The sequence below is a fragment of the Mesohalobacter halotolerans genome, assembly GCF_006120725.1.
GTDB lineage: Bacteria > Bacteroidota > Bacteroidia > Flavobacteriales > Flavobacteriaceae > Psychroflexus > Psychroflexus halotolerans.
In genome coordinates this window covers 28,016-46,724 of sequence record NZ_SWMU01000001.1, presented here as the reverse complement: position 1 = coordinate 46,724, position 18,709 = coordinate 28,016, and the positions used below count along the sequence as shown (strand labels likewise).

At 33.9% G+C, this 18,709-nt stretch carries 23 protein-coding genes; 15 read left to right on the top strand and 8 right to left on the bottom strand.

The genetic code is table 11. The features are described from left to right. Nucleotides 1–2: 2 nt before the first annotated feature. From FCN74_RS00195 to FCN74_RS00175, 5 genes are all read right to left on the bottom strand, one after another. The gene (locus FCN74_RS00195; RefSeq protein ID WP_138930585.1) at nt 3–521 is read right to left on the bottom strand and encodes an RNA polymerase sigma factor; all 519 of its coding nucleotides are present in this window, start codon (nt 519–521) and stop codon (nt 3–5) included. Between the two features lie 404 nt (nt 522–925). Beyond that, a complete protein-coding gene (locus FCN74_RS00190; RefSeq protein ID WP_138930584.1) occupies nt 926–1,393 on the bottom strand; it encodes a hypothetical protein in 468 nt (155 codons plus the stop codon). Between the two features lie 6 nt (nt 1,394–1,399). Next, nucleotides 1,400–1,609 carry a YgaP family membrane protein gene (locus FCN74_RS00185; RefSeq protein ID WP_138930583.1) on the bottom strand — a complete coding sequence of 70 codons (210 nt, stop codon included), beginning with the start codon at nt 1,607–1,609 and terminating at the stop codon, nt 1,400–1,402. 75 nt (nt 1,610–1,684) lie between these two features. Beyond that, nucleotides 1,685–2,311, bottom strand: coding sequence for a Crp/Fnr family transcriptional regulator (locus tag FCN74_RS00180; protein WP_138930582.1), 627 nt, complete (start codon nt 2,309–2,311; stop codon nt 1,685–1,687). 32 nt (nt 2,312–2,343) lie between these two features. Then, nucleotides 2,344–3,903 carry a T9SS type A sorting domain-containing protein gene (locus tag FCN74_RS00175; RefSeq protein ID WP_138930581.1) on the bottom strand — a complete coding sequence of 520 codons (1,560 nt, stop codon included), beginning with the start codon at nt 3,901–3,903 and terminating at the stop codon, nt 2,344–2,346. A gap of 90 nt (nt 3,904–3,993) precedes the next feature. Between FCN74_RS00175 and FCN74_RS00170 the strand changes: the two genes are divergently transcribed. The 13 genes from FCN74_RS00170 to FCN74_RS00115 all read left to right on the top strand — a co-directional run bounded on the left by FCN74_RS00170 (nt 3,994) and on the right by FCN74_RS00115 (nt 13,816). Continuing rightward, nucleotides 3,994–5,091, top strand: coding sequence for a hypothetical protein (locus tag FCN74_RS00170; RefSeq protein ID WP_138930580.1), 1,098 nt, complete (start codon nt 3,994–3,996; stop codon nt 5,089–5,091). 98 nt (nt 5,092–5,189) lie between these two features. After that, nucleotides 5,190–6,206 carry a sensor histidine kinase gene (locus tag FCN74_RS00165; RefSeq protein WP_138930579.1) on the top strand — a complete coding sequence of 339 codons (1,017 nt, stop codon included), beginning with the start codon at nt 5,190–5,192 and terminating at the stop codon, nt 6,204–6,206. Nucleotides 6,207–6,219: 13 nt separating this feature from the next. Continuing rightward, a complete protein-coding gene (locus FCN74_RS00160) occupies nt 6,220–6,981 on the top strand; it encodes a LytR/AlgR family response regulator transcription factor (RefSeq protein ID WP_138930578.1) in 762 nt (253 codons plus the stop codon). Nucleotides 6,982–7,081: 100 nt separating this feature from the next. After that, nucleotides 7,082–7,855: a hypothetical protein gene (locus FCN74_RS00155; protein ID WP_138930577.1), complete on the top strand. Its 774-nt coding sequence runs from the start codon at nt 7,082–7,084 to the stop codon at nt 7,853–7,855. A gap of 104 nt (nt 7,856–7,959) precedes the next feature. Further along, nucleotides 7,960–8,394: a hypothetical protein gene (locus FCN74_RS12120; protein WP_212751749.1), complete on the top strand. Its 435-nt coding sequence runs from the start codon at nt 7,960–7,962 to the stop codon at nt 8,392–8,394. Then, nucleotides 8,358–9,260, top strand: a complete 903-nt coding sequence (locus FCN74_RS00150) for an IS3 family transposase (protein ID WP_212751753.1) — start codon at nt 8,358–8,360, stop codon at nt 9,258–9,260. The genes FCN74_RS12120 and FCN74_RS00150 overlap by 37 nt, the downstream gene beginning before the upstream one ends. 340 nt (nt 9,261–9,600) lie before the next feature. Further along, complete coding sequence (locus FCN74_RS00145) at nt 9,601–9,861, top strand: hypothetical protein (RefSeq protein ID WP_138930576.1); 261 nt, start codon at nt 9,601–9,603, stop codon at nt 9,859–9,861. Beyond that, complete coding sequence (gene pnuC / locus FCN74_RS00140; RefSeq protein ID WP_138930575.1) at nt 9,845–10,486, top strand: nicotinamide riboside transporter PnuC; 642 nt, start codon at nt 9,845–9,847, stop codon at nt 10,484–10,486. Before FCN74_RS00145 ends, pnuC begins: the two co-directional genes overlap by 17 nt. Continuing rightward, a complete protein-coding gene (locus tag FCN74_RS00135) occupies nt 10,441–11,019 on the top strand; it encodes an AAA family ATPase (RefSeq protein WP_138930574.1) in 579 nt (192 codons plus the stop codon). Before pnuC ends, FCN74_RS00135 begins: the two co-directional genes overlap by 46 nt. Beyond that, the gene (locus tag FCN74_RS00130) at nt 10,997–12,517 is read left to right on the top strand and encodes a DUF4301 family protein (RefSeq protein ID WP_138930573.1); all 1,521 of its coding nucleotides are present in this window, start codon (nt 10,997–10,999) and stop codon (nt 12,515–12,517) included. Before FCN74_RS00135 ends, FCN74_RS00130 begins: the two co-directional genes overlap by 23 nt. Nucleotides 12,518–12,519: 2 nt before the next feature. Further along, nucleotides 12,520–12,921, top strand: a complete 402-nt coding sequence (arfB, locus tag FCN74_RS00125) for an alternative ribosome rescue aminoacyl-tRNA hydrolase ArfB (protein ID WP_246062518.1) — start codon at nt 12,520–12,522, stop codon at nt 12,919–12,921. Nucleotides 12,922–13,082: 161 nt separating this feature from the next. Continuing rightward, nucleotides 13,083–13,367, top strand: coding sequence for a hypothetical protein (locus FCN74_RS00120; protein WP_138930572.1), 285 nt, complete (start codon nt 13,083–13,085; stop codon nt 13,365–13,367). Nucleotides 13,368–13,372: 5 nt separating this feature from the next. Next, entirely contained in the window at nt 13,373–13,816 is a 444-nt protein-coding gene (locus tag FCN74_RS00115; RefSeq protein ID WP_449405557.1) for a hypothetical protein, read from the top strand. On the opposite strand, the gene FCN74_RS00110 is transcribed toward FCN74_RS00115, so the two are convergent. Both FCN74_RS00110 and FCN74_RS00105 read right to left on the bottom strand, forming a co-directional pair. Next, entirely contained in the window at nt 13,813–15,471 is a 1,659-nt protein-coding gene (locus tag FCN74_RS00110; RefSeq protein WP_138930570.1) for an ABC transporter ATP-binding protein, read from the bottom strand. The two genes, FCN74_RS00115 and FCN74_RS00110, sit on opposite strands and share 4 nt — an antisense overlap. Nucleotides 15,472–15,476: 5 nt before the next feature. Then, nucleotides 15,477–16,211, bottom strand: a complete 735-nt coding sequence (locus FCN74_RS00105; protein WP_138930569.1) for a 3'-5' exonuclease — start codon at nt 16,209–16,211, stop codon at nt 15,477–15,479. Between the two features lie 135 nt (nt 16,212–16,346). On the opposite strand from FCN74_RS00105, the gene FCN74_RS00100 reads away from it, so the two are divergent. Both FCN74_RS00100 and rimM read left to right on the top strand, forming a co-directional pair. Next, a complete protein-coding gene (locus FCN74_RS00100; RefSeq protein ID WP_138930568.1) occupies nt 16,347–17,024 on the top strand; it encodes a 30S ribosomal protein S16 in 678 nt (225 codons plus the stop codon). 8 nt (nt 17,025–17,032) lie between these two features. Continuing rightward, nucleotides 17,033–17,551 (top strand): ribosome maturation factor RimM, encoded by a 519-nt coding sequence (rimM, locus tag FCN74_RS00095; RefSeq protein ID WP_138930567.1) that lies wholly within the window; start codon nt 17,033–17,035, stop codon nt 17,549–17,551. Between the two features lie 35 nt (nt 17,552–17,586). Here rimM and FCN74_RS00090 read toward each other — a convergent pair whose 3' ends face one another. Beyond that, the gene (locus tag FCN74_RS00090; RefSeq protein ID WP_138930566.1) at nt 17,587–18,570 is read right to left on the bottom strand and encodes a DUF1028 domain-containing protein; all 984 of its coding nucleotides are present in this window, start codon (nt 18,568–18,570) and stop codon (nt 17,587–17,589) included. Nucleotides 18,571–18,709: the final 139 nt, after the last annotated feature.

Genomic DNA, 18,709 nt, shown 5'->3' with positions numbered 1-18,709 from the left:
TTTTATATCTGTTCAATATGTTGTCTGAGTTGTGCAAGGGCTTGACTCATACGTTTTTCTATGGCTTTTATACTGACATTTTCAATTTCTGCAATTTCTTTATAGGTTTTACCATCTATTCTGTGCAATAAAAATGTAGTACGTTGTTTAGGTTTTAATTCCCCAATAGCTCTTTGGAGTTTTTGTTTAAACTCTTCTTCTTCCAACTTATAAGCCGGGTCTTGTTGATCTTCTTTCTTTTGTGGTTGTTCTTTGGCATATCTTAAAACTACTTTTTGATGCTTTATCGCATTGAGCGAAATATTATTAGCTACTGTAAATAAATAAGATTTGGCTTTTTCTACCGGTACGTTTTTGCAATTTTCCCACAGTTTAATGAAGGCTTCTTGAACCGCTTCTTCTGCAGCGATTTTATTGCCATACTTATAAAAGAAAAAGCGGTTGATGTCTTCTGCGTATTTATCGAATAGCGAAGCGTATATTTTTTCTTGACAAACATGCGATAATGATTTTAGCGACATATGATATATTTAGCCGTATTAGGTTTTATTGTAAACCGTTTTCAATTCAATTATAAAACAATTCAGAGGGACTTGACCCTACTTTTTTGGATTTGATAATTTTTTTATAAACTATAATTATAATTTCGATGTGCTATATATTATATTATAATTGTGTTTATAATATTTATCGTACAGAAGTAGTGTTATAAATATATTTATAAATTTATTATACTTGAGTTCTGTGTGGTTTTAAACTTTAAAAAACACCTTCTCTAGCTCTTCCATCTACAGGAATATAGCTGGTATGTAAGAGTTTGATATGTTAGCAATGACAGATATGGTAAAGCTTCATTCTTTGAAAGTTGAATGTTCTCAGGACTTTAAAATAAAATTTTGTGATATATTTTCTAAATATATTGACTTCAATTTATCTCAAAGGTCAAAAAATCAGTTTCTCCGTTGCCTCCACTCACATCGGTTAGCTCGATTTTGTTTGGAGAATGAGAGATGATATCCCAATCGTCGCTTAAATCTTGGAAATCCTGTGGAAAATTAAAATTGATATTAAAATCTAAATCGCTATCATCTGGACTATCATCGTTGCTATTACTGTTGGTTACACTCCAGATACCGCTAAAGTTGTTGTTTCCATCACTAGCATTTAATATACCTGAACTTTCAAAAGTAAAGTTGTAACCTGTAAAGTCTTCGGTTTCATTTATTCCGGAATCTACAAAATTTGTAATGCGCCAAGTGCCGTTTTGCATTGTATTTTCAACCTCGTCTGGTGAGATATTGATTGGACTGCTATCGTCATCGCTGCTACAAGATATTAATAGTAGCAGACTGAAACATCCAATGATTAAAAAAGAGGATTGTGTTGTTCTCATAACATATTATTTTTTTTTCAAAGAACAGGTTTTTATCCCAAATGGGGCATAAAGTGGGCAAAAACTTACCAAGCTGGTCAATACAAATATTCCAGCCAAAACGAGAAGTACAATACCTAATGTTCCTGAAATTGTTCCTGTAAAATACAGAACAGCGACTACTGCAGCGATTATAATTCTAATAATTTTGTCTGCTGAACCCATGTTTTTTTTCATCTCAATTCAATTTAAAAGGTTAATGTTATTTTATGTAAAAATAATAAGTTTAGGAATTGTATGCAGTGACTAAGGTCACCAGGATCCAACAATTTTTATTTCACCAGAATTTTGAGTGATTTTATGAGCCTTTTCAAGTTTTTTTAAGGTTCTTGACACAACCTCTCGCGCCGTTCCTAGTTCTTTGGCAAGTTGATTGTGGCTGATTATAATTGATGTACTCTTTGTTAAATCTGACTTATTTTTTAAATGATCGTATAGTCTTTTATCCAAATTGTCTACTAGCAGATGGCCTAATCTTTCGATGAGCTCAACATATCTAAGATTAAATTGATTGTAAAATAATTCATTAAATTCCGGAAAATCTTTAATCAAGTTTGCTAAATGCCTAATCGGGAGTAATATGAGTTTTGAGTCTTCCTCTGTTATTGCTGTAACTTTACTAGAAGTATTTTCTAATGACGCATAAAACGTCATGATACAGCTTTGAGATTCTTGAATATAATATAGCAGCAACTCTTTATCATCATAATGGGCATAGACTTTAATAAGACCATCTATGAGAATAGGTAAGGTCTTGATGTATTGGTTTTCCTTTAGTATTACACTGCCTTTGGGAAACGCTTTAATATTAGACAACTCTAAAATCGTATTTGCTAAATCCGGACTTAAAAAAGTTAGTTTATCTTTACTTTGCCTCATGATGTTTTATTGCTTAAAAACGCCATCAAATTTTATTGTTTTATAATTTTATGGGTTTGGGCTTTACCAGTTTTAGTATTTAACTTTACAAAATAAACACCATTTTCATATTTAGAAAAGTTTATGCCTGATATATTCTTAACCGTATTCGTATTCCAAATCATTTTACCAAACACATCATAAATTTGAATGCTTTTGAGCTCAGTATTATCAATTGAACTTATAAACAATTCTTGTCGGACAGGATTGGGGTAAAGTTTGAAGTGTTCAGTTTGAAAATCATCTTGAGATAGTGTAGTAGAAAACTGTGCTAAATTCCATTGATTATCGGTCATTAAATAAACTTCATTATTGACACTCACGGCTAAAGCTCTAATGTCATTAGATGCATTGTAAGTGGCGTGCCATTCGTTATTAGAATTGATATTATAAGCGTGTAAAGTCCCTGAAGATGGCATGCCACCATTGGTTGTAGAGTTTATTCCAACATAATAACTGCCATTGCTAGGATGAACTTCTAAAGCTCTAACTCGAGATAAATTTTGTGCTAAAGTGTAAGTCGTATTTTGAGCTACAGATCCATCTGAAGTATTGATTACATTTGTATGTAGTGTTGAATCATTTCCTAAATCTGACCAAGTTGCTGATGCAAAAACCAGTTGATTGCTATTAATGAATTCAAGTCCATTAGAAACGACTTGTTCACCTAAGCTGTAAGTTTGGGTATAAACGATATTACCATTGCTATCAATTTTAGAAACGATAGGATTGGGTGGAAAACTATCTGCTAAAATATAGGTGTCGTTGGTTGTTTCATCAACGCTTATACTTTTTAAAGTGTCTATACTATCATCTAAAGTAACAGTCCAGAGCAAGTTTCCGCTAGCATCCCAAGCTGTTAATTTGGTATCGAAAGTAGTGACATTGGCCACTGCGACAAAATTATTACCCATATCCATTACACCCATTTCAATACTATTTCCAGTGCCTACAACATCCCGAACATCTGTAAAAAGCGTTGTGCCATCAGGAGCCAATTTGATTAAAATAGTGCCAAATTCTGTGTCATTATTTGTGTCGGTAATTAGACCTGTTCCATTCACAAAAATATTATCATTGCTATCTACACCAACAAAGGCACCGCGCCCGTGATCGTCAAAAGTTTTATTAAAAATAAGCTGTCCTGTTGGACTAAATTTCCATATCTTATTGGAGCGCGTCACAATACAAGGTGGTAGAGGGCAAGTTGTATTATCGGTGTGAAAGCGAAATCCAACTACAATAATATTATCTTGACTATCGGTAATGACTTCAAGCGGTCTGGCTTGTTCTAAAACGCCCGAGGTCTGCTGCTGGATAGCAGTTTCAAAGCTCTCAAAAAGTAAGGTTCCATTGGCATCATATTTTTTAACAAAAACACCTGCAGAGTTTGTATTCATTGGTCCGGCACCAACAGTAATGACATTCCCTTGATTATCTACAGTTGTGGCTTTGCCAAGAGCATTGTCTATATCGAGTTTTTCCCAATTGATGTTCTGAGCTGTAATTAAAGAAAAGCTCAATAATGAAAAAAGAAGCGTAAAAAGTTTCATAATTAAAAAGTTATCGGATTCAGTTACAAAACAATTTTAAACAAAAACACCCTACTTATTAGGGTGAAACTCTTTTGAAATGTTCTGTATATGAGAAATATCATTAAATTTGAATATCATATGATGAAAAGTTACCTTTTATTTTTTTTCCTCTTAATGCTTATCGCTTGCCAAAGCGAAGAAGATACTGAAATCGTCAATAACGAAAACGGTTTGAGTGTAAATTCTGCATTGACCCAAAACCTCAAACGACTCACGCAAAACCCGACTGCGTTTGATAATTTTATTGATAATTCTAGTAAAATTTCAGTAGATTTTCCGTTTGAAGTTACCGTTAATTCTACAACTAATATCAACTTGGATAACATCACAGATTATCAAAACTTGATTGACGTGCTAGAAGCCACGCCTATTGAAGATGAAATCGATTTAAATTTTCCAGCATCTGTTTCAACAGTCAATTATAATTCACAAACTATCAATTCAGAAAGTGAGCTTTCTCAATTTTTACAAAGTTTAAATGCTTCAGACGAAGTGAATTGTGTAGAGATTGTTTTTCCAATTTCTCTCCAATTTTTTGACCTTTCTAATACATTTATAGATACACAAACGATTAATAATCGCGCTCAGCTTTTCAACTTTTTAGAAGACTTAAGTCAAAATGGGTTTTTCTATCAGCTTGAATACCCCATTGAAGCTGATGTTGAAGGCACAACTCAGTTGATTAACTCCAATGATGAGTTTAACATCACATTCAATGGTCTATCTTCAAATTGTTTTGAGCCTTTACTATTTAACAATGTTGCTGATGATGATCCAGGTGGTGGCGATCCCGTTAATTTAAATGCATTTATCACTTTTGTGACTGATGGCGACTTTATAGTATCGGGTTTAACGAGTGATGGGGAAGAGATATTTGACTTTACAGACTATGTCTTCAGATTTGAAGAAAACAACAGCATCATTGCTGATGACGACGATGTGGATCAAGATTTTGAGGTGGTTGGTCAATGGACCGCTAGCGTTGAAGATAATGTGATCATATTCGATTTAGATTTTGACGATTCTGATTTTGGAGACATGGATGACGATTGGGAAGTTGTAAGTTTTGATAATGGGGTAACACTTTCACTCATTGATACAAGTTCAGACGGCGATACCGATGAGTTATTGCTCAATAAGCTTTAATTTTCTAATAAGACGTTTTAGCGTGCATTTTATCCACTTCAAGGAGTATTGAGCTCAATCCCATTTTATTATTTTATACTTTTGACTGAAAAGGCAATATGTTAACTAAAAAACAATGGCTTTATGTAAGCCTTTCGTCATGGCTCATAGCTAGTCTTTTTAATGTATCAAAATTGATTTTAAGTTTAAGACCTCAGCGCTTGAGTCGCTTTCAGTTTAATTCTTTAGATGAATTTTGGTATCAGTATATTACTCATATTTTGTTTTGCTTTGTGGTTTTTGTCCTCAATTTTTATGCCTACCGAAGCCGCAGACTTAAGCTAAAAGATTCTATCTGGTCTCTGATTCTTTTTAATGTCATTCTGTTTTTCATCATAGTCATTTTTAATTACAAGATTCATATTGAATTATTTGAATTTACGAGAAAACCCATTATTGCTTTTGGTTATATAGCGAGATATGCTTTGTCTGTCGCATTAATTATCTTGGTTTTTAAGATTTTAATACTTAATCAAGAAACCCAAAACAAACAAAAACGTATTCATCAATTAGAATTAGAAACCAAAACAGCTCAACACCAACAGTTAAAAAATCAAATTAATCCGCACTTCTTTTTTAACACTTTAAACAGTTTGTCTTCAATTGTAGCAGAAAAACCCGAGAAAGCCACAGATTACATCAGCTATATGTCTAAAATTTTCAGACAAAGTCTAACCGACCAACCCGATTTGGTGACACTTAAAGACGATATTGAGTTTGTAGAAGCTTTTATCAAACTTCAAAAATTGAGATATGGTGAGGCTTTTGAAGTCAACTTTAAACTGGATATTCAGGCTTATGAGAAAAAAGTGCTCAGTATGGGCTTGCAAACTTTACTTGAAAATGCTTTAAAACACAATGTGATTAAAAAAGATAAGCCTTTAAAGATTAATATATTTAACAAAGACAATTACGTCTGGGTTGAGCATAATCTACAACCCAAACAAAATCCGGTCAAAGGTGAAAATTTTGGATTGAGTAGTTTACAAAAACGAGCACAATGGTCTCAGCAAAACAGTGTAATCATACAAAAACAAAATGAAACCTTTTCCGTGGGTCTGCCCTTAAGCCTTTAAACCCTCCATAATTATGAATATACTCATTATTGAAGATGAAGATGCCAGTGCAAAACTCCTGAGTCAAACCTTAAACGCAGTTGACTCAGAGGTCAAAATTGTTGGGATATGTCAAGATAAGTCTGAAACAGAAAAAGCATTAAAAACACACCCGACTGTAGATGCCATATTTTCAGATATTCAATTGGCCGATGATTTAAGTTTTTCAATTTTAAAAGACATTGATACTAGAATTCCTATTGTATTTGTTACTGCCTATAATCAATATGCCCTGGATGCGTTTAAACATCACGGGATCGATTATATTTTGAAACCTTACGCCAGTGATGATATCAAGCAAGCCCTACAAAAGCTCAAAACTTATCAAACAGGACAAGCCCTAGCGCAAAATGAAAAATTGCAGTTTTTGTTTGAGGATATCAAGACTAAACAAACCTATAAAAAAACGTTTTTGGTGAGTTTTCAAGATCGCTTACTTCCGATAAACAGTAGAGATATTGTGTTTTTCTATACTGCAGATGACGGTGTATATCTCGCTACCAATACTGCTAAATCTTACAAATGGCAAGAGAGTTTAGAGCAGGTAGAAAAACAGCTCAACCCCGATGATTTTTATAGAGCCAACCGGCAATACATCATTCAACGCCAACATATTGAAGACATTCGGTATTATTTTAATGGGCGCTTAAAAATAAAAATGAAAACAGAAAGCCCTCAAGACATTATTGTAAGCAAAGCTAAAGCCTCAGAGTTTAAAACTTGGCTAGGGCGATGATATGTCAGTTTAAAACCTAAAAATTTCCACTTCACCCTAATTACAAATTTTAAAAGTTGATATCCATTTATTTTTGATTAAACTTTAAAAATTTAAACCTATGAAAACAACAAGCAAATTTTTTATCAAAACATTTTTGATTTTGAGCTTAAGTAGCTTTGTAATGTCAAGCTGCTCAGATGACGATAGTTCAAGTATTGAATCTTCTGTATCTGATGAAGAGGTTCAAGAAATCTTAAAATCTTCTCTTGTATATGAAGGTGGTATTGTAGTAGACCTCCAAACCACAGCTGAAAGTTTAAACAACAATACTGCGGGCAGATCAAATGAACAAAACGCTACTATGGCTATGGACTTAAGCGCCGTAAATTGTAACCAAACAGTATCCAACAGTTTTGAAAACTCTAATACGGTTGGTTCCAGAAGTTGGTCTGTTCAAACCAATTGGACCTGGACATTAAATTGCGATGCTCAAAATAATAGTGTGAGTTTTGATTCAGAAGCTAATGGAAGTCTGGAATTTGATGGACCAAATTTATCTAAAGATATGTTGAGAACTCACGAGTTTTTTATTACAGGCATTGAGCCTTCTTCGACAGAATGGGTTTATAATGCCAACCATACCAGAGATGGGTTTATACAATCTAATGTTGGCAACCAAAACAGTATGAATACCTTATTAATTTATGGTTCTACTGATATTGTCGTGTCAAAATCAACACAACAGATTGTGTCTGGCACATTTGACGTTGATTTTTCTGCAACGCTTCCTAACGGAAACATCGTCACAAGAGGTGCTACTGTAGTCTTTAATGGTAATCAGACAGCCACCATAACCTTAGATAATGGGGTAAGTTTTGATGTGAGTTGGTAGAAAACAGGTGTATGAAAAATAAAAAAAGCTCGTCAATGAAGGCGAGCTTTTTTTTGGCTATTCTGTCCCGTCCTAATATATTGATACACTAAAATCGAGTGTATATGGAATCATCAACAAACAAAGGGTATGTAAAGCGAACCCAAAAAGACTACACGCTTTCATTTAAATTACAAGTTGTTCACGAAATAGAACAAGGATTACTTACTAGAACACAAGCCTTGAGCAAGTACGGTATTCAAGCTGGGTCAACTATACGTTCTTGGTTAAAAAAATATGGTAACTTTGATTGGGAGAATCAAACACCAGCTACAATGTCTAAAACCCCTGAACAAAAGATCTTAGAGCTAGAGGCAAAGATCAAACTTCTTGAAAAACAAAAAGCCAGAGTAGAACATCTAGCCGAGCGTGCAGATAAAAAAGCTATTATCTTCGATATGATGGTAGAGATGGCTGAGAAAGAATATGATATTCCTATCAGAAAAAATTACGTACCCAAGTTATCGACCAGTACAGAACAAAGCACAAAGAAACAATAGTTTCTACCTGTGGATTACTTGGGGTAAACAGACAGGTATATTATAGAGCAAAGCAAAGACTAGTTAAAAAGCAAAATATTGCTAAACAAGTTGTAGATATGGTTTTAGAAGTTCGTATGAAAATGCCTAGAATAGGTACCAGGAAAATATATTACCTATTGCAAGAACAGCTAAATGAATTAAGCATAGGCAGAGATAAACTCTTTAGGATACTTAAAGCCAATCATTTACTGATAAAACCAAGTAAAAGTTATCATATTACTACGGACTCTCACCATCGGTTCAGAAAGCATAAAAATAAAGTGAGTAGCCTATCAATAGAAAGACCGGATCAGGTCTGGGTGTCTGACATAACCTATGTAGGCACACGGCAAAATCCATCTTATTTAGCTTTAGTAACCGATGCCTATTCTAAGAAAATCGTTGGATTTAATCTCTCAAATAGTTTAAACGTAGAAGGACTACTGAACGCCTTAGAAATGGCAATTAAAAATAAACCAAAGAACACATTGCCACTAATACATCACTCAGATAGAGGTTTACAGTATTGTTCAAACGACTATCAAAAGCTACTAGAAACAAACAATATAGAGACTAGTATGACCGAAAAATATGATCCTTATGAAAATGCTGTAGCCGAGAGAGTAAATGGTATATTAAAACAGGAGTTTGGAATAAGTAAAACACTGAAGAATATAGAATTGAAAAAGAGGTTAATAAAACAAAGCATAGAAATTTACAATCAAGAACGACCTCATTTATCAAACCATATGCTAACACCTAATCAAATGCACAAGCAATCAGAAATAAAAATGAAAACCTATAAATCAAAAATTCCTTGCATCGATATCGATGCAAGGAATTAATCTTATATTTAAAGTCTAATAATCTGTTTCGATTATTTAGGACGAGTCATTCGGTTAAACATTAATTTTTGTTGTTTTAAACTTTTTAGATTTGAAGTTTATGGTCAACCGCCATCAATTTTAATTTTTCCTGTAATACTCAGCGTTTTTGTTTTACCCTCAGCATTTAACAGGAAACATATAATTAAGTGTTTCATATTAAAGGTTTTATAATTATAAAATTCAATTCACCTCAGTATTTAGGGTGTGAAACCTCTTAATCGTTGCGTGAAAAAAAATTTAATTTGGAATATAATGGTTTATCAAACCCTTAAAATATTATACTTTTGAACAAAAAGCTATGGATATTTCTGTTGAATTGACGTTTTCACCACTTCAAGATGATTTTGAACCACCCATAATTAATTTAATAACTGCTTTGAGAAATAGCGGATTACATATAAAAGAGAATCCATTAAGCACACAAGTTTATGGCGATTATAAAACTGTCATGAAAGTTTTAAACACCGAAATTGAAACTGCGTTAGAAGCGGTTGACCACGGCGTACTATACATGAAAATTGTAAAATCCAATCGAAAAGACTATGAACCCGATTTTTGAATGGTTTTTTCAACAATATGAAAATACACCTCAACATTTAATCACGCTTGAAATTATTGGTAGCCTATTTGGTCTGATGAGTGTTTGGTTTTCAAAGCGAGACAATATTCTAGTGTTTCCGACCGGCATTATCAGCACCGCTATTTTTGTATACATTTTATCAGTTCACAGACTACTTGGCGATATGATGATAAACGCTTACTATTTTATTATGAGTATTTACGGCTGGTATATTTGGACACAAAAAGTTGATAAAGAACATTTTATCCCCATAACAAAATTAGAAACTCGGCGGGAGTATAAAATTTCTGTTTTAATTTTTGTTGCCACACTGATATTTGTTAGCGTTGTTTATAGCGTTTTTGACAAATGGATTTCCTGGACAGCTTATGTAGACACCTTCACCACAGCAGTATTCTTTTTGGGCATGTGGTTAATGGCCAAGAAAAAGCTTGAAAACTGGCAACTCTGGATTATAGGTAATGTGATTTCAATACCTTTGTATTTGTATAAAGGCTTGGTATTTTCTGCATTTCAATATGCAATTTTTACGATAATAGCCATCTATGGTTACAACGCATGGAAAAAACAACTCAACACACCCAAAGCCAGCTTACTAAAGTAGTATTTTATGGTCCCGAATCTACGGGCAAAACGACACTGGCCCAAACTTTAGCCAAACAACATCAAACACAATGGGTGCCAGAGTTTGCAAGAGAATACCTTCAAAATAAATACAATAAAACAGGAAAAGCCTGCGAACCTTCAGATATTATGCCTATTGCTGAGGGACAAATGGCTTTAGAAAACAAACAGGCCAAAACATCTAACCAATATTTATTTTGTGACACCAATCTTCTCGAAACTTATGTTTATGCAAGAGTATATTTTCCAGACAAAGACTTTTCAAGATTAAAATCTTTGGCCTTAAGTCAAGATTATGATTATTACTTTTTAACAGACATTGATACACCTTGGGAAGCCGATGATTTAAGAGACAAACCAAATGAAAGACAAGAGATGTTTAATGTTTTTAGAAATTATTTGATCAAATACGATAAAAATTTTTGTATTTTAAGTGGCGATTTGGAACAACGCCTATCCAAAGTCAATAAAATATTACAAACCAATAATTATGCAACTTTCCTCAAAACATAAAAAGTGTCTTGAGACAAAAGGGATTTCAGAAATTGACTTAAGAAACCAACTTCAAACCTTTCAAGCAGGAATACCTTTTGTAAAAATCTTGGATTACGCTCATCTCGGTAAAGGAATCAAAAAATTGAGTAACGAAGAAGAAAAACTATACCAAAAAATTTATGACCATTCAAAGGCAAAGGTGATTAAATTTATTCCGGCAAGTGGTGCAGCATCGAGGATGTTTCGACTTGTACATCAATTTCTAGATAAAGTTGAAGTTGATGAGAAAAAAATTCATGCCTTATTAAAAACACAAGAATTTTCTGTTCTCAATTCTTTAATCTCAAAAATTGATAAGCTTGCGTTTTATGAGCAGGCTAAGGCATTATCAAAGCAATATTATCAAAATTTTGAAAGTCATACGCGTATTGAGCAAGCAGTACTTATCTTAAAAATTGCTTTGTCAGAAAAGGGTTTAAAATTAGATACTTTACCAAAAGGCTTAATCCCTTTCCATCACTATGGGCAACAGATTCTTACACCCTTTGAAGAACACCTTGAAGAAGCTAAATCTTATGCGACAAAAAATAATAAAGCCCAATTACACTTTACAATTTCTAAAGAACATGAAAGTGATTTTAAAGCGACCTTAAAACAATATTTGAAATCACATCATAAAGAAAATATAGATTTTGATGTAAATTTTTCATACCAAAAATCTTCAACCGATACCATAGCTGTTCATCTTGATAACACACCATTTAGGGATGAAAATGGTCAACTGTTTTTTAGACCTGGTGGTCATGGGGCATTAATCCATAATTTAAATGCGATTGTGGCTGATATCATTTTTATTAAAAACATAGATAATGTATCCAAAAAACAGGTTGATAAAATACAAACTAGTAAAAACAAAAGAATATTAGCAGGTATTTTATTAAATCTTCAGCAAAAAATATTTGATTACCAAATCGCTTTAAAGCAAAACCCAACCTCTGGATTAATTGAAGAAGTTCAGCAATTTGCAAGAGAAAATCTAAATATCAAATCACCACCTGATAAATCTTCTGAACTTTTCAAAACATTACATCGACCCATAAGGGTCTGTGGTATGGTTAAAAATGATGGTGAACCTGGTGGTGGTCCTTTTTGGGTACAAGGTGATAATGGTGAACAATCTCTTCAAATCGTAGAGACCTCTCAAGTGGATCCTTCAGCAGATGATCAACAACAAATATTAAATGACGCTACTCATTTTAACCCTGTTGATATTGTCTGTGGTGTTAGAGATTTTAAAGGTCAAAAATACGACTTAATGCAATTTGTAAATACTAAACGCGGATTCATTACGCAAAAATCGGTAGAAGGTCAAGATATTAAGGCGCTTGAGTTACCAGGGCTTTGGAATGGTGGCATGGCATATTGGCATAGTATTTTTGTGGAAGTCCCATTATCAACTTTCAATCCCGTAAAGACAGTGGTCGATTTACTAAAACCCGCACACCAACAAGATTGATTATGGATTTTGAGCAAATACTAAATGAAGTAGAGTTTTCAACAGCTTTGAGTAGTGGTGCAGGTGGTCAGCACGTCAATAAAACAGAAACTAAGGTAAATCTGTCTTGGTCTGTTGATGAAAGTGATGGTCTTCTTAAAGAAGAAAAATACCGTATTTTAAGGCGGTTGAAACACAAAATTAATAAGAAAGGCTATTTGCAATTGAGTTGTTCTGACACCCGAAGTCAGCATCAAAACAAAAAAATTTTGATAAATAGGTTCAAAGAAATTTTAAATACAGCCATACAAAAACCTAAAAAAAGAAAAGCGACAAAGCCAACAAAATCATCTATACACAGAAGACTTAAAAACAAATCTCATCAAGCTCAAAAAAAGTCACTAAGACAAAAACCTGATTACTAGATAGTCTTACAGAAATATGGTTTTAACCCAATACTATTTAAATGTAAACTTATTTTTATCAATTATTTCTAAATAGCCCTATTATTAGAAATAATTTTTATATTTAAACCTTTAACAATCAATTTATGAAAGCCTTCAGAATAATCATCTTAATTGTTGTTATGTGCCCCTTTGTTCAACTTATGGAGGCTCAAACGTTTTACGAGCACGAGGTGAGTTTTAGTGTAGGTATATTTCAGTTAAGGACTGACTATGGTATAAATAACGATGCTGAGACTAACTTTGGCAACCAAGGTGTTGAGGTTTCTTTAAATTACTATTACAATACCGCAGCTAGAAGATCTGCTTCATATTTTCAACAGCACTTCAAATACAGACTTAATCTAAGTTATTCTACCGTCAATTTAGAACATTTTGGTCCTGATGCCGATGCCCCTCTCGCTTAGCCTCTATGGAAGGCAGCTATAACAATTTTTCTATAGGAAATGGTTTTGAGTATTATCCATTAGGTATTAAAATAAGAAGAATTTATTCGTCAAGCTTCATGGATAATTTTTCTCCTTACGGAGGTCTGGCTTTTGGTGTAAATTTTGTCACACCTGATGCTACATCTTCTCTCCCTGGTGGTTTGAGTGATCCTAATAATGTGTTTCCAACATTTATTTCTGAAAGCTCGAGTAATGGTATAGATTTAGAAAGTCAAGTTGCTCTCAGTCTTAATTTTCAAGTAGGGGCACGTTACAAAATCAATGACCAAAGCGATATATTTTTAGAAAGCAGTTGGATGTTTTTTGATAATGACTTTGTAGATGGTTTAAGTCCTGTCGGTCCTCAAAATAAAAATGATGACTGGGCATGGGGAATTAATGTAGGCTACACTTATATCTTTTTCTAAGATGGTATGGCTTCTATAAGCCTTTGCGTATATAATTTGTTGGGTTTTAAGTAAACTTGATCTGCTTCTCCGCTTTCGACAATTTTTCCATTTTTCATCACCAGTATTCTATCAGAAAACTGTCTCACAACCGATAAATCGTGAGATATAAAAACATAGGTAAGATTAAATTGGTCTTTTAAGTCTTCAAGCAAATTTAAAACTTGTGCTTGTACCGATATGTCTAATGCAGATACAGACTCATCGCAAATAATTATTTTAGGCTCCAAGGCCAAGCAGCGGGCAATACCTATTCTTTGACGTTGGCCGCCACTAAACTCATGTGGATATCGGTAATAGTGATGTTCTTCTAGCCCTACTGCCTTTAGTAGAGATTTTACCTTTTCTCTTTGTCTTTTTCGTCCTGTTATGATTTGATGAACTTTAATTGGTTCAGCAATAGCCTCACCTACAGTCATTCTTGGGTTCAAGGAAGAATAAGGATCCTGAAAAATAATTTGGATATCTTTTTTTATAAGTTTTAACGCTTTAGCAGAAAGTTGATTCAAGTCAGAACTCTGATACCAGATTTTTCCGGCATCTGCTTTTAATAACCTTGTAATCAAATGTCCTAAGGTGGTTTTACCACAACCGGATTCACCTACAACACCTAACTTTTCACCTTTATAAATTTCAAAACTCACATTATCTATAGCTTTAAAATAAACATCCTTATCAAAAAATGAGGATTGTATTTTAAAGCTTTTTTCTAAGTTTCTAATCTTGATAATTGGTTCAGAGTTATATAAAGCTTGATGCCTTTGCTGTCGCTCAGTTTGACTTTCATAGCTTTCTGTAAATTGCGCTTCTGAAAAGTCTTTTATCGTCGGTAATTTCTTCAGTCTTTTTCCCGCTTGAGGTCTAGCAGCTAAAAGGGCTTTAGTATATTTTTTTTTAGGAGAATTAAAGATATGATTTGCGCTACCTTTTTCAATAATTTCACCTTGATACATCACTATTATCTCATCAGCAATATGTTTTACCAGTGCCAAATCGTGAGAAATAAATATGATACTCATTTTGGTTTCTCGTTGTAAGTTTTTCAACAAATCAATGATTTCTTTTTGAACACTCACATCAAGTGCGGTTGTAGGTTCGTCAGCGATAAGCAGCTTGGGTTCACAAGCGATAGCCATAGCAATCATGACCCGTTGTTTCTGTCCGCCACTGATTTGATGAGGATATTTATGATAAGCCGTTTGTGGCTCTGGAAGTTTTACTTTTTTAAACAAACTTATGACTTTAGCCTTCGCAGCTTTTGGCTTACAAATTTTATGGTTGATGAGTACCTCTGTGACCTGTTTACCACAAGTCATTGACGGATTTAAGGAACTCATGGGTTCTTGAAAAATCATTGAAATTTCTCGACCTCTTAACTTTCTCAGGCGTTTGTTGTCTGAAGTATTTAAAGATGTACCATCAAAAGAAAGCTTTTTGTATTCCAGTTGAGCGTTTTTTGGTAAAATACCCAAAATAGATAAAACCGATAAAGATTTACCAGAACCCGACTCACCAACTATGCCCATTATTTTTGATGGCTCAAGTTGTAAGGAAAAGTTGTTGACAACGGCAGTGCTATCAAAGCTGATCTTTAATTTTTGAATATCTAATAACATATTATCTATAAATAGGTAGTTTGTTCAGGCTTTAAAAGGGGTTTGCCTGCTAGCTTCAAAACCACCTGGGCGACTGCAATAACGTCTTTTTCACAGTATTTTACAATGCGTTCTAAATTGTTTTCTTCATAATAAACAGACCTGACCTGACTGCCATCGATGTCATCTTTTGGAGATTCAATTCCTAATATTTCAGTAAGCAACTTTAAAGAGGTAAAATGTTTGTAATCTCCAAATTTCCATAATTCTAATGTATCTAAGTGAGGCACTTCCCAAGGTTTTTTCCCCATGAGATTTAAAATTTTAGGTAAAGGTTTACCTTGAATCAAAAGACGCCTGGCAATGTATGGAATATCAAACTCCTTGATATTATGGCCGCACAACAGCCGCTTGGAGGTGTTGTAATGGGTGTACAGTAAGCTTGAAAAATCCTCTAAGATTTCTTTTTCTTCATGGCCATAAAAACTCTTAATTCTAAATTCTATTTGTTTATTTTCAGTATTAATGAAACCTGCAGAAATGCAAATAATTTTTCCAAACTCAGCCCAAATCCCAGCATTTTTATAATATTCACTCGCAGATATTTCTTCGTTTTCTATTGCTTCATAGCGTCTTTTGTATGCTGATTTTTCTTCCCAAAGTTTTTGTTTTGTTGGACTTAAGTCTTCAAAATTTTTGTGTTCAGGAACGGTCTCAATGTCGAGAAATAAAACTTGATTAAGTTGGAGTTGACCAAGCATAGCATTTTATTTGACAATAAAAGTAGAGATAATTTGCTGAATAATAACCGATGAAAGATTTTTTTTAATCAAAAAATACATTACTTTTGCAAACCAATTTTAATAATCGGGTCGTGAACCCAAAATTTAAACATTATGCCTTTAAAAATTAGATTACAAAGACACGGTAGAAAAGCTAAACCATTTTTTTGGATAGTAGCTGCAGATTCTCGTGCCAAAAGAGATGGTAAATTCATTGAAAAACTTGGAGTTTACAATCCAACAACCAACCCCGCAACAATCGAATTAGACTTTGATAATTCATTGAAACACTTGCTTAATGGTGCTCAACCTACAGATACAGCAAGACGTATCCTTTCTTATAAAGGGGTCTTGTACAAAAAACACCTATTAGGTGGTGTAGCTAAAGGGGCTTTCACAGAAGAAGAAGCTGAAAAGAAATTTGAAGCCTGGATGAAAGACAAAGAAGGTAAAATTATGGACAAGGCGACCAAAATTGAAAAGGCTAAAGCCGATGCTAAAGCTGAAGCCTTAGCCAAAGAAAAAGAAGTCAGTGACAAAAGAGCTGCTGAAGCTGTTACTGAAGACGAAGTAGTTGAAGAGGCAGCTGCAGATGAGACTGCTGATGCGCCTGAAGCCGAAGCTAAAGAAGAAGCTAAAACTGAAGAAACGCCTAAAGCTGAAGAAATGCCTAAAGCTGAAGATAAAAAAGAAGAATCTAAAAAAGAAGAGCCTAAAAAGGAAGCAGCTAAATCTAAGGAAGCAGACAACGCTAAGTCTGATAAAGAAGAAGACAATAAAAAAGACGCTTAATAAATCTGATGGATAAAAATGAACATTTTTATCTAGGCACGATTTCTCGAAAATTTAGTTTTAAAGGGGAAGTTGTATTGCAAATCAATCCAGATTTAAACACTTACCCAAAACATATCAAATCCGTTTTTGTTGACTTACAACAGAAACGGATTCCTTTTTTTATTGAAACGACAAAAGCACATAAAAAAAATAGCATCCGAGTGAAGTTTGAAGATGTCAACTCTGAAGTGGAAACAGAAAAACTCGTAAAACATGATGTTTACGTGCTTAAATCAGAACTAGACCTCAACGAAGAGTTTGGTTTAAAAGACTTGATTGGCTTTACAGCTTATCATAAAAACGAAAAACCTATTGGTAAAATCGAAAATCTTAACACTTCAACACCTCAAGCAATTTTTGAAATTTTATCCGAAAAAGGCTCCGTGCTTATACCTGTAAACGAAGACTGGATTTTAGAAATTGATGAAGATAATAAGGCTATTTATTTTGAGCTACCTGATGGGCTTTTAGATTTGAATGATTAAATCTTAAGTAGTAAGTTCAAGTTTTTTATAGATTATTAATTGTCAAAATATTTATCTAGTTCTTCAGCAGAAGCACTAATAATTTCCGAATCTATAAGTCGATAGGTTAACGTTTTCCAGTTTTTATCTTGCTTAAAAATCTTTTTCAAAATAGGAATTGCTTGTTCTTTTTCATCAGCATTCCAAAGCGATACAGCTTTCCAGTAAGTCACTTCAATATTGCCTTTCAAGAGTTCTTCAGCTTTAGAATAGGCATCAAGCGCGGCTTCAATGTCGTTGTCTTCTATGGCGAGATCGCCCTTATTCATCCAATCATATCCACGTTTTACTTTTAGAAGTCGCTCTAACTCTTTAATAGGAGTTTTGTGATCGTCAACGCGCAAATCTACCAATTTATCTTCCCATGGATGCTCAGCTTTTTCTGGTCCAACCACGACGAGTGCTGCAGACTGCTTACCACGAATATCACCACCTGCTTTTTGAGCTGCTTTTAAAACTTCAACCAATCGCTCAGCCAAAGGTAGGTCATCGTATTTCATAAAAGCATATTGCATAGCAGGCACAACGTTGTCGTTGAGCATCATATTGGCTTGAACAGAAAAGTTTTTATGGCTAATGTGGTTTGCGTAATCTACACACATGCTTCCAGTATGGGCAGCGGTATTACCATTTTTATCGATAAAAGCTACCTGACGAAAAGCTTCACCTTGATCCATTCTGATAAGTCTTTCAAGGGCTTTATCAGCGCTTAAACCCTCTTCCATGAGTTGAAGTCCGTTTGGGCCATAAGAAGGATTGACAAAAGACTGTGTCGCGACAGCCCCAACACCGGATTTTGCCCAAGTGACTACAGTGCCAACCGAAAACCAGTGGCTTTGGACGGCAACACCCATTTCACCGGTTTTTTCATCTTTGGCAACGATAGAAAACGTATGCGCAAATTGGTCCTTATATACTTGCTTTTGAGCATGCAAAAAGTGTATCATAAAACATATACTCAAAGTGATTAAAGTTTTCATGTTTGTGTGTTTTTATTAAACAAGTTTAAGATAATAATATTTAATTTAAAAAAGCTGTCTGCTTTTTTGTGATTTAAACAAAATCAATCCTTAATGATTTTAAGACACAAAACCCTATAATAAGTTAAAAATCTACGTT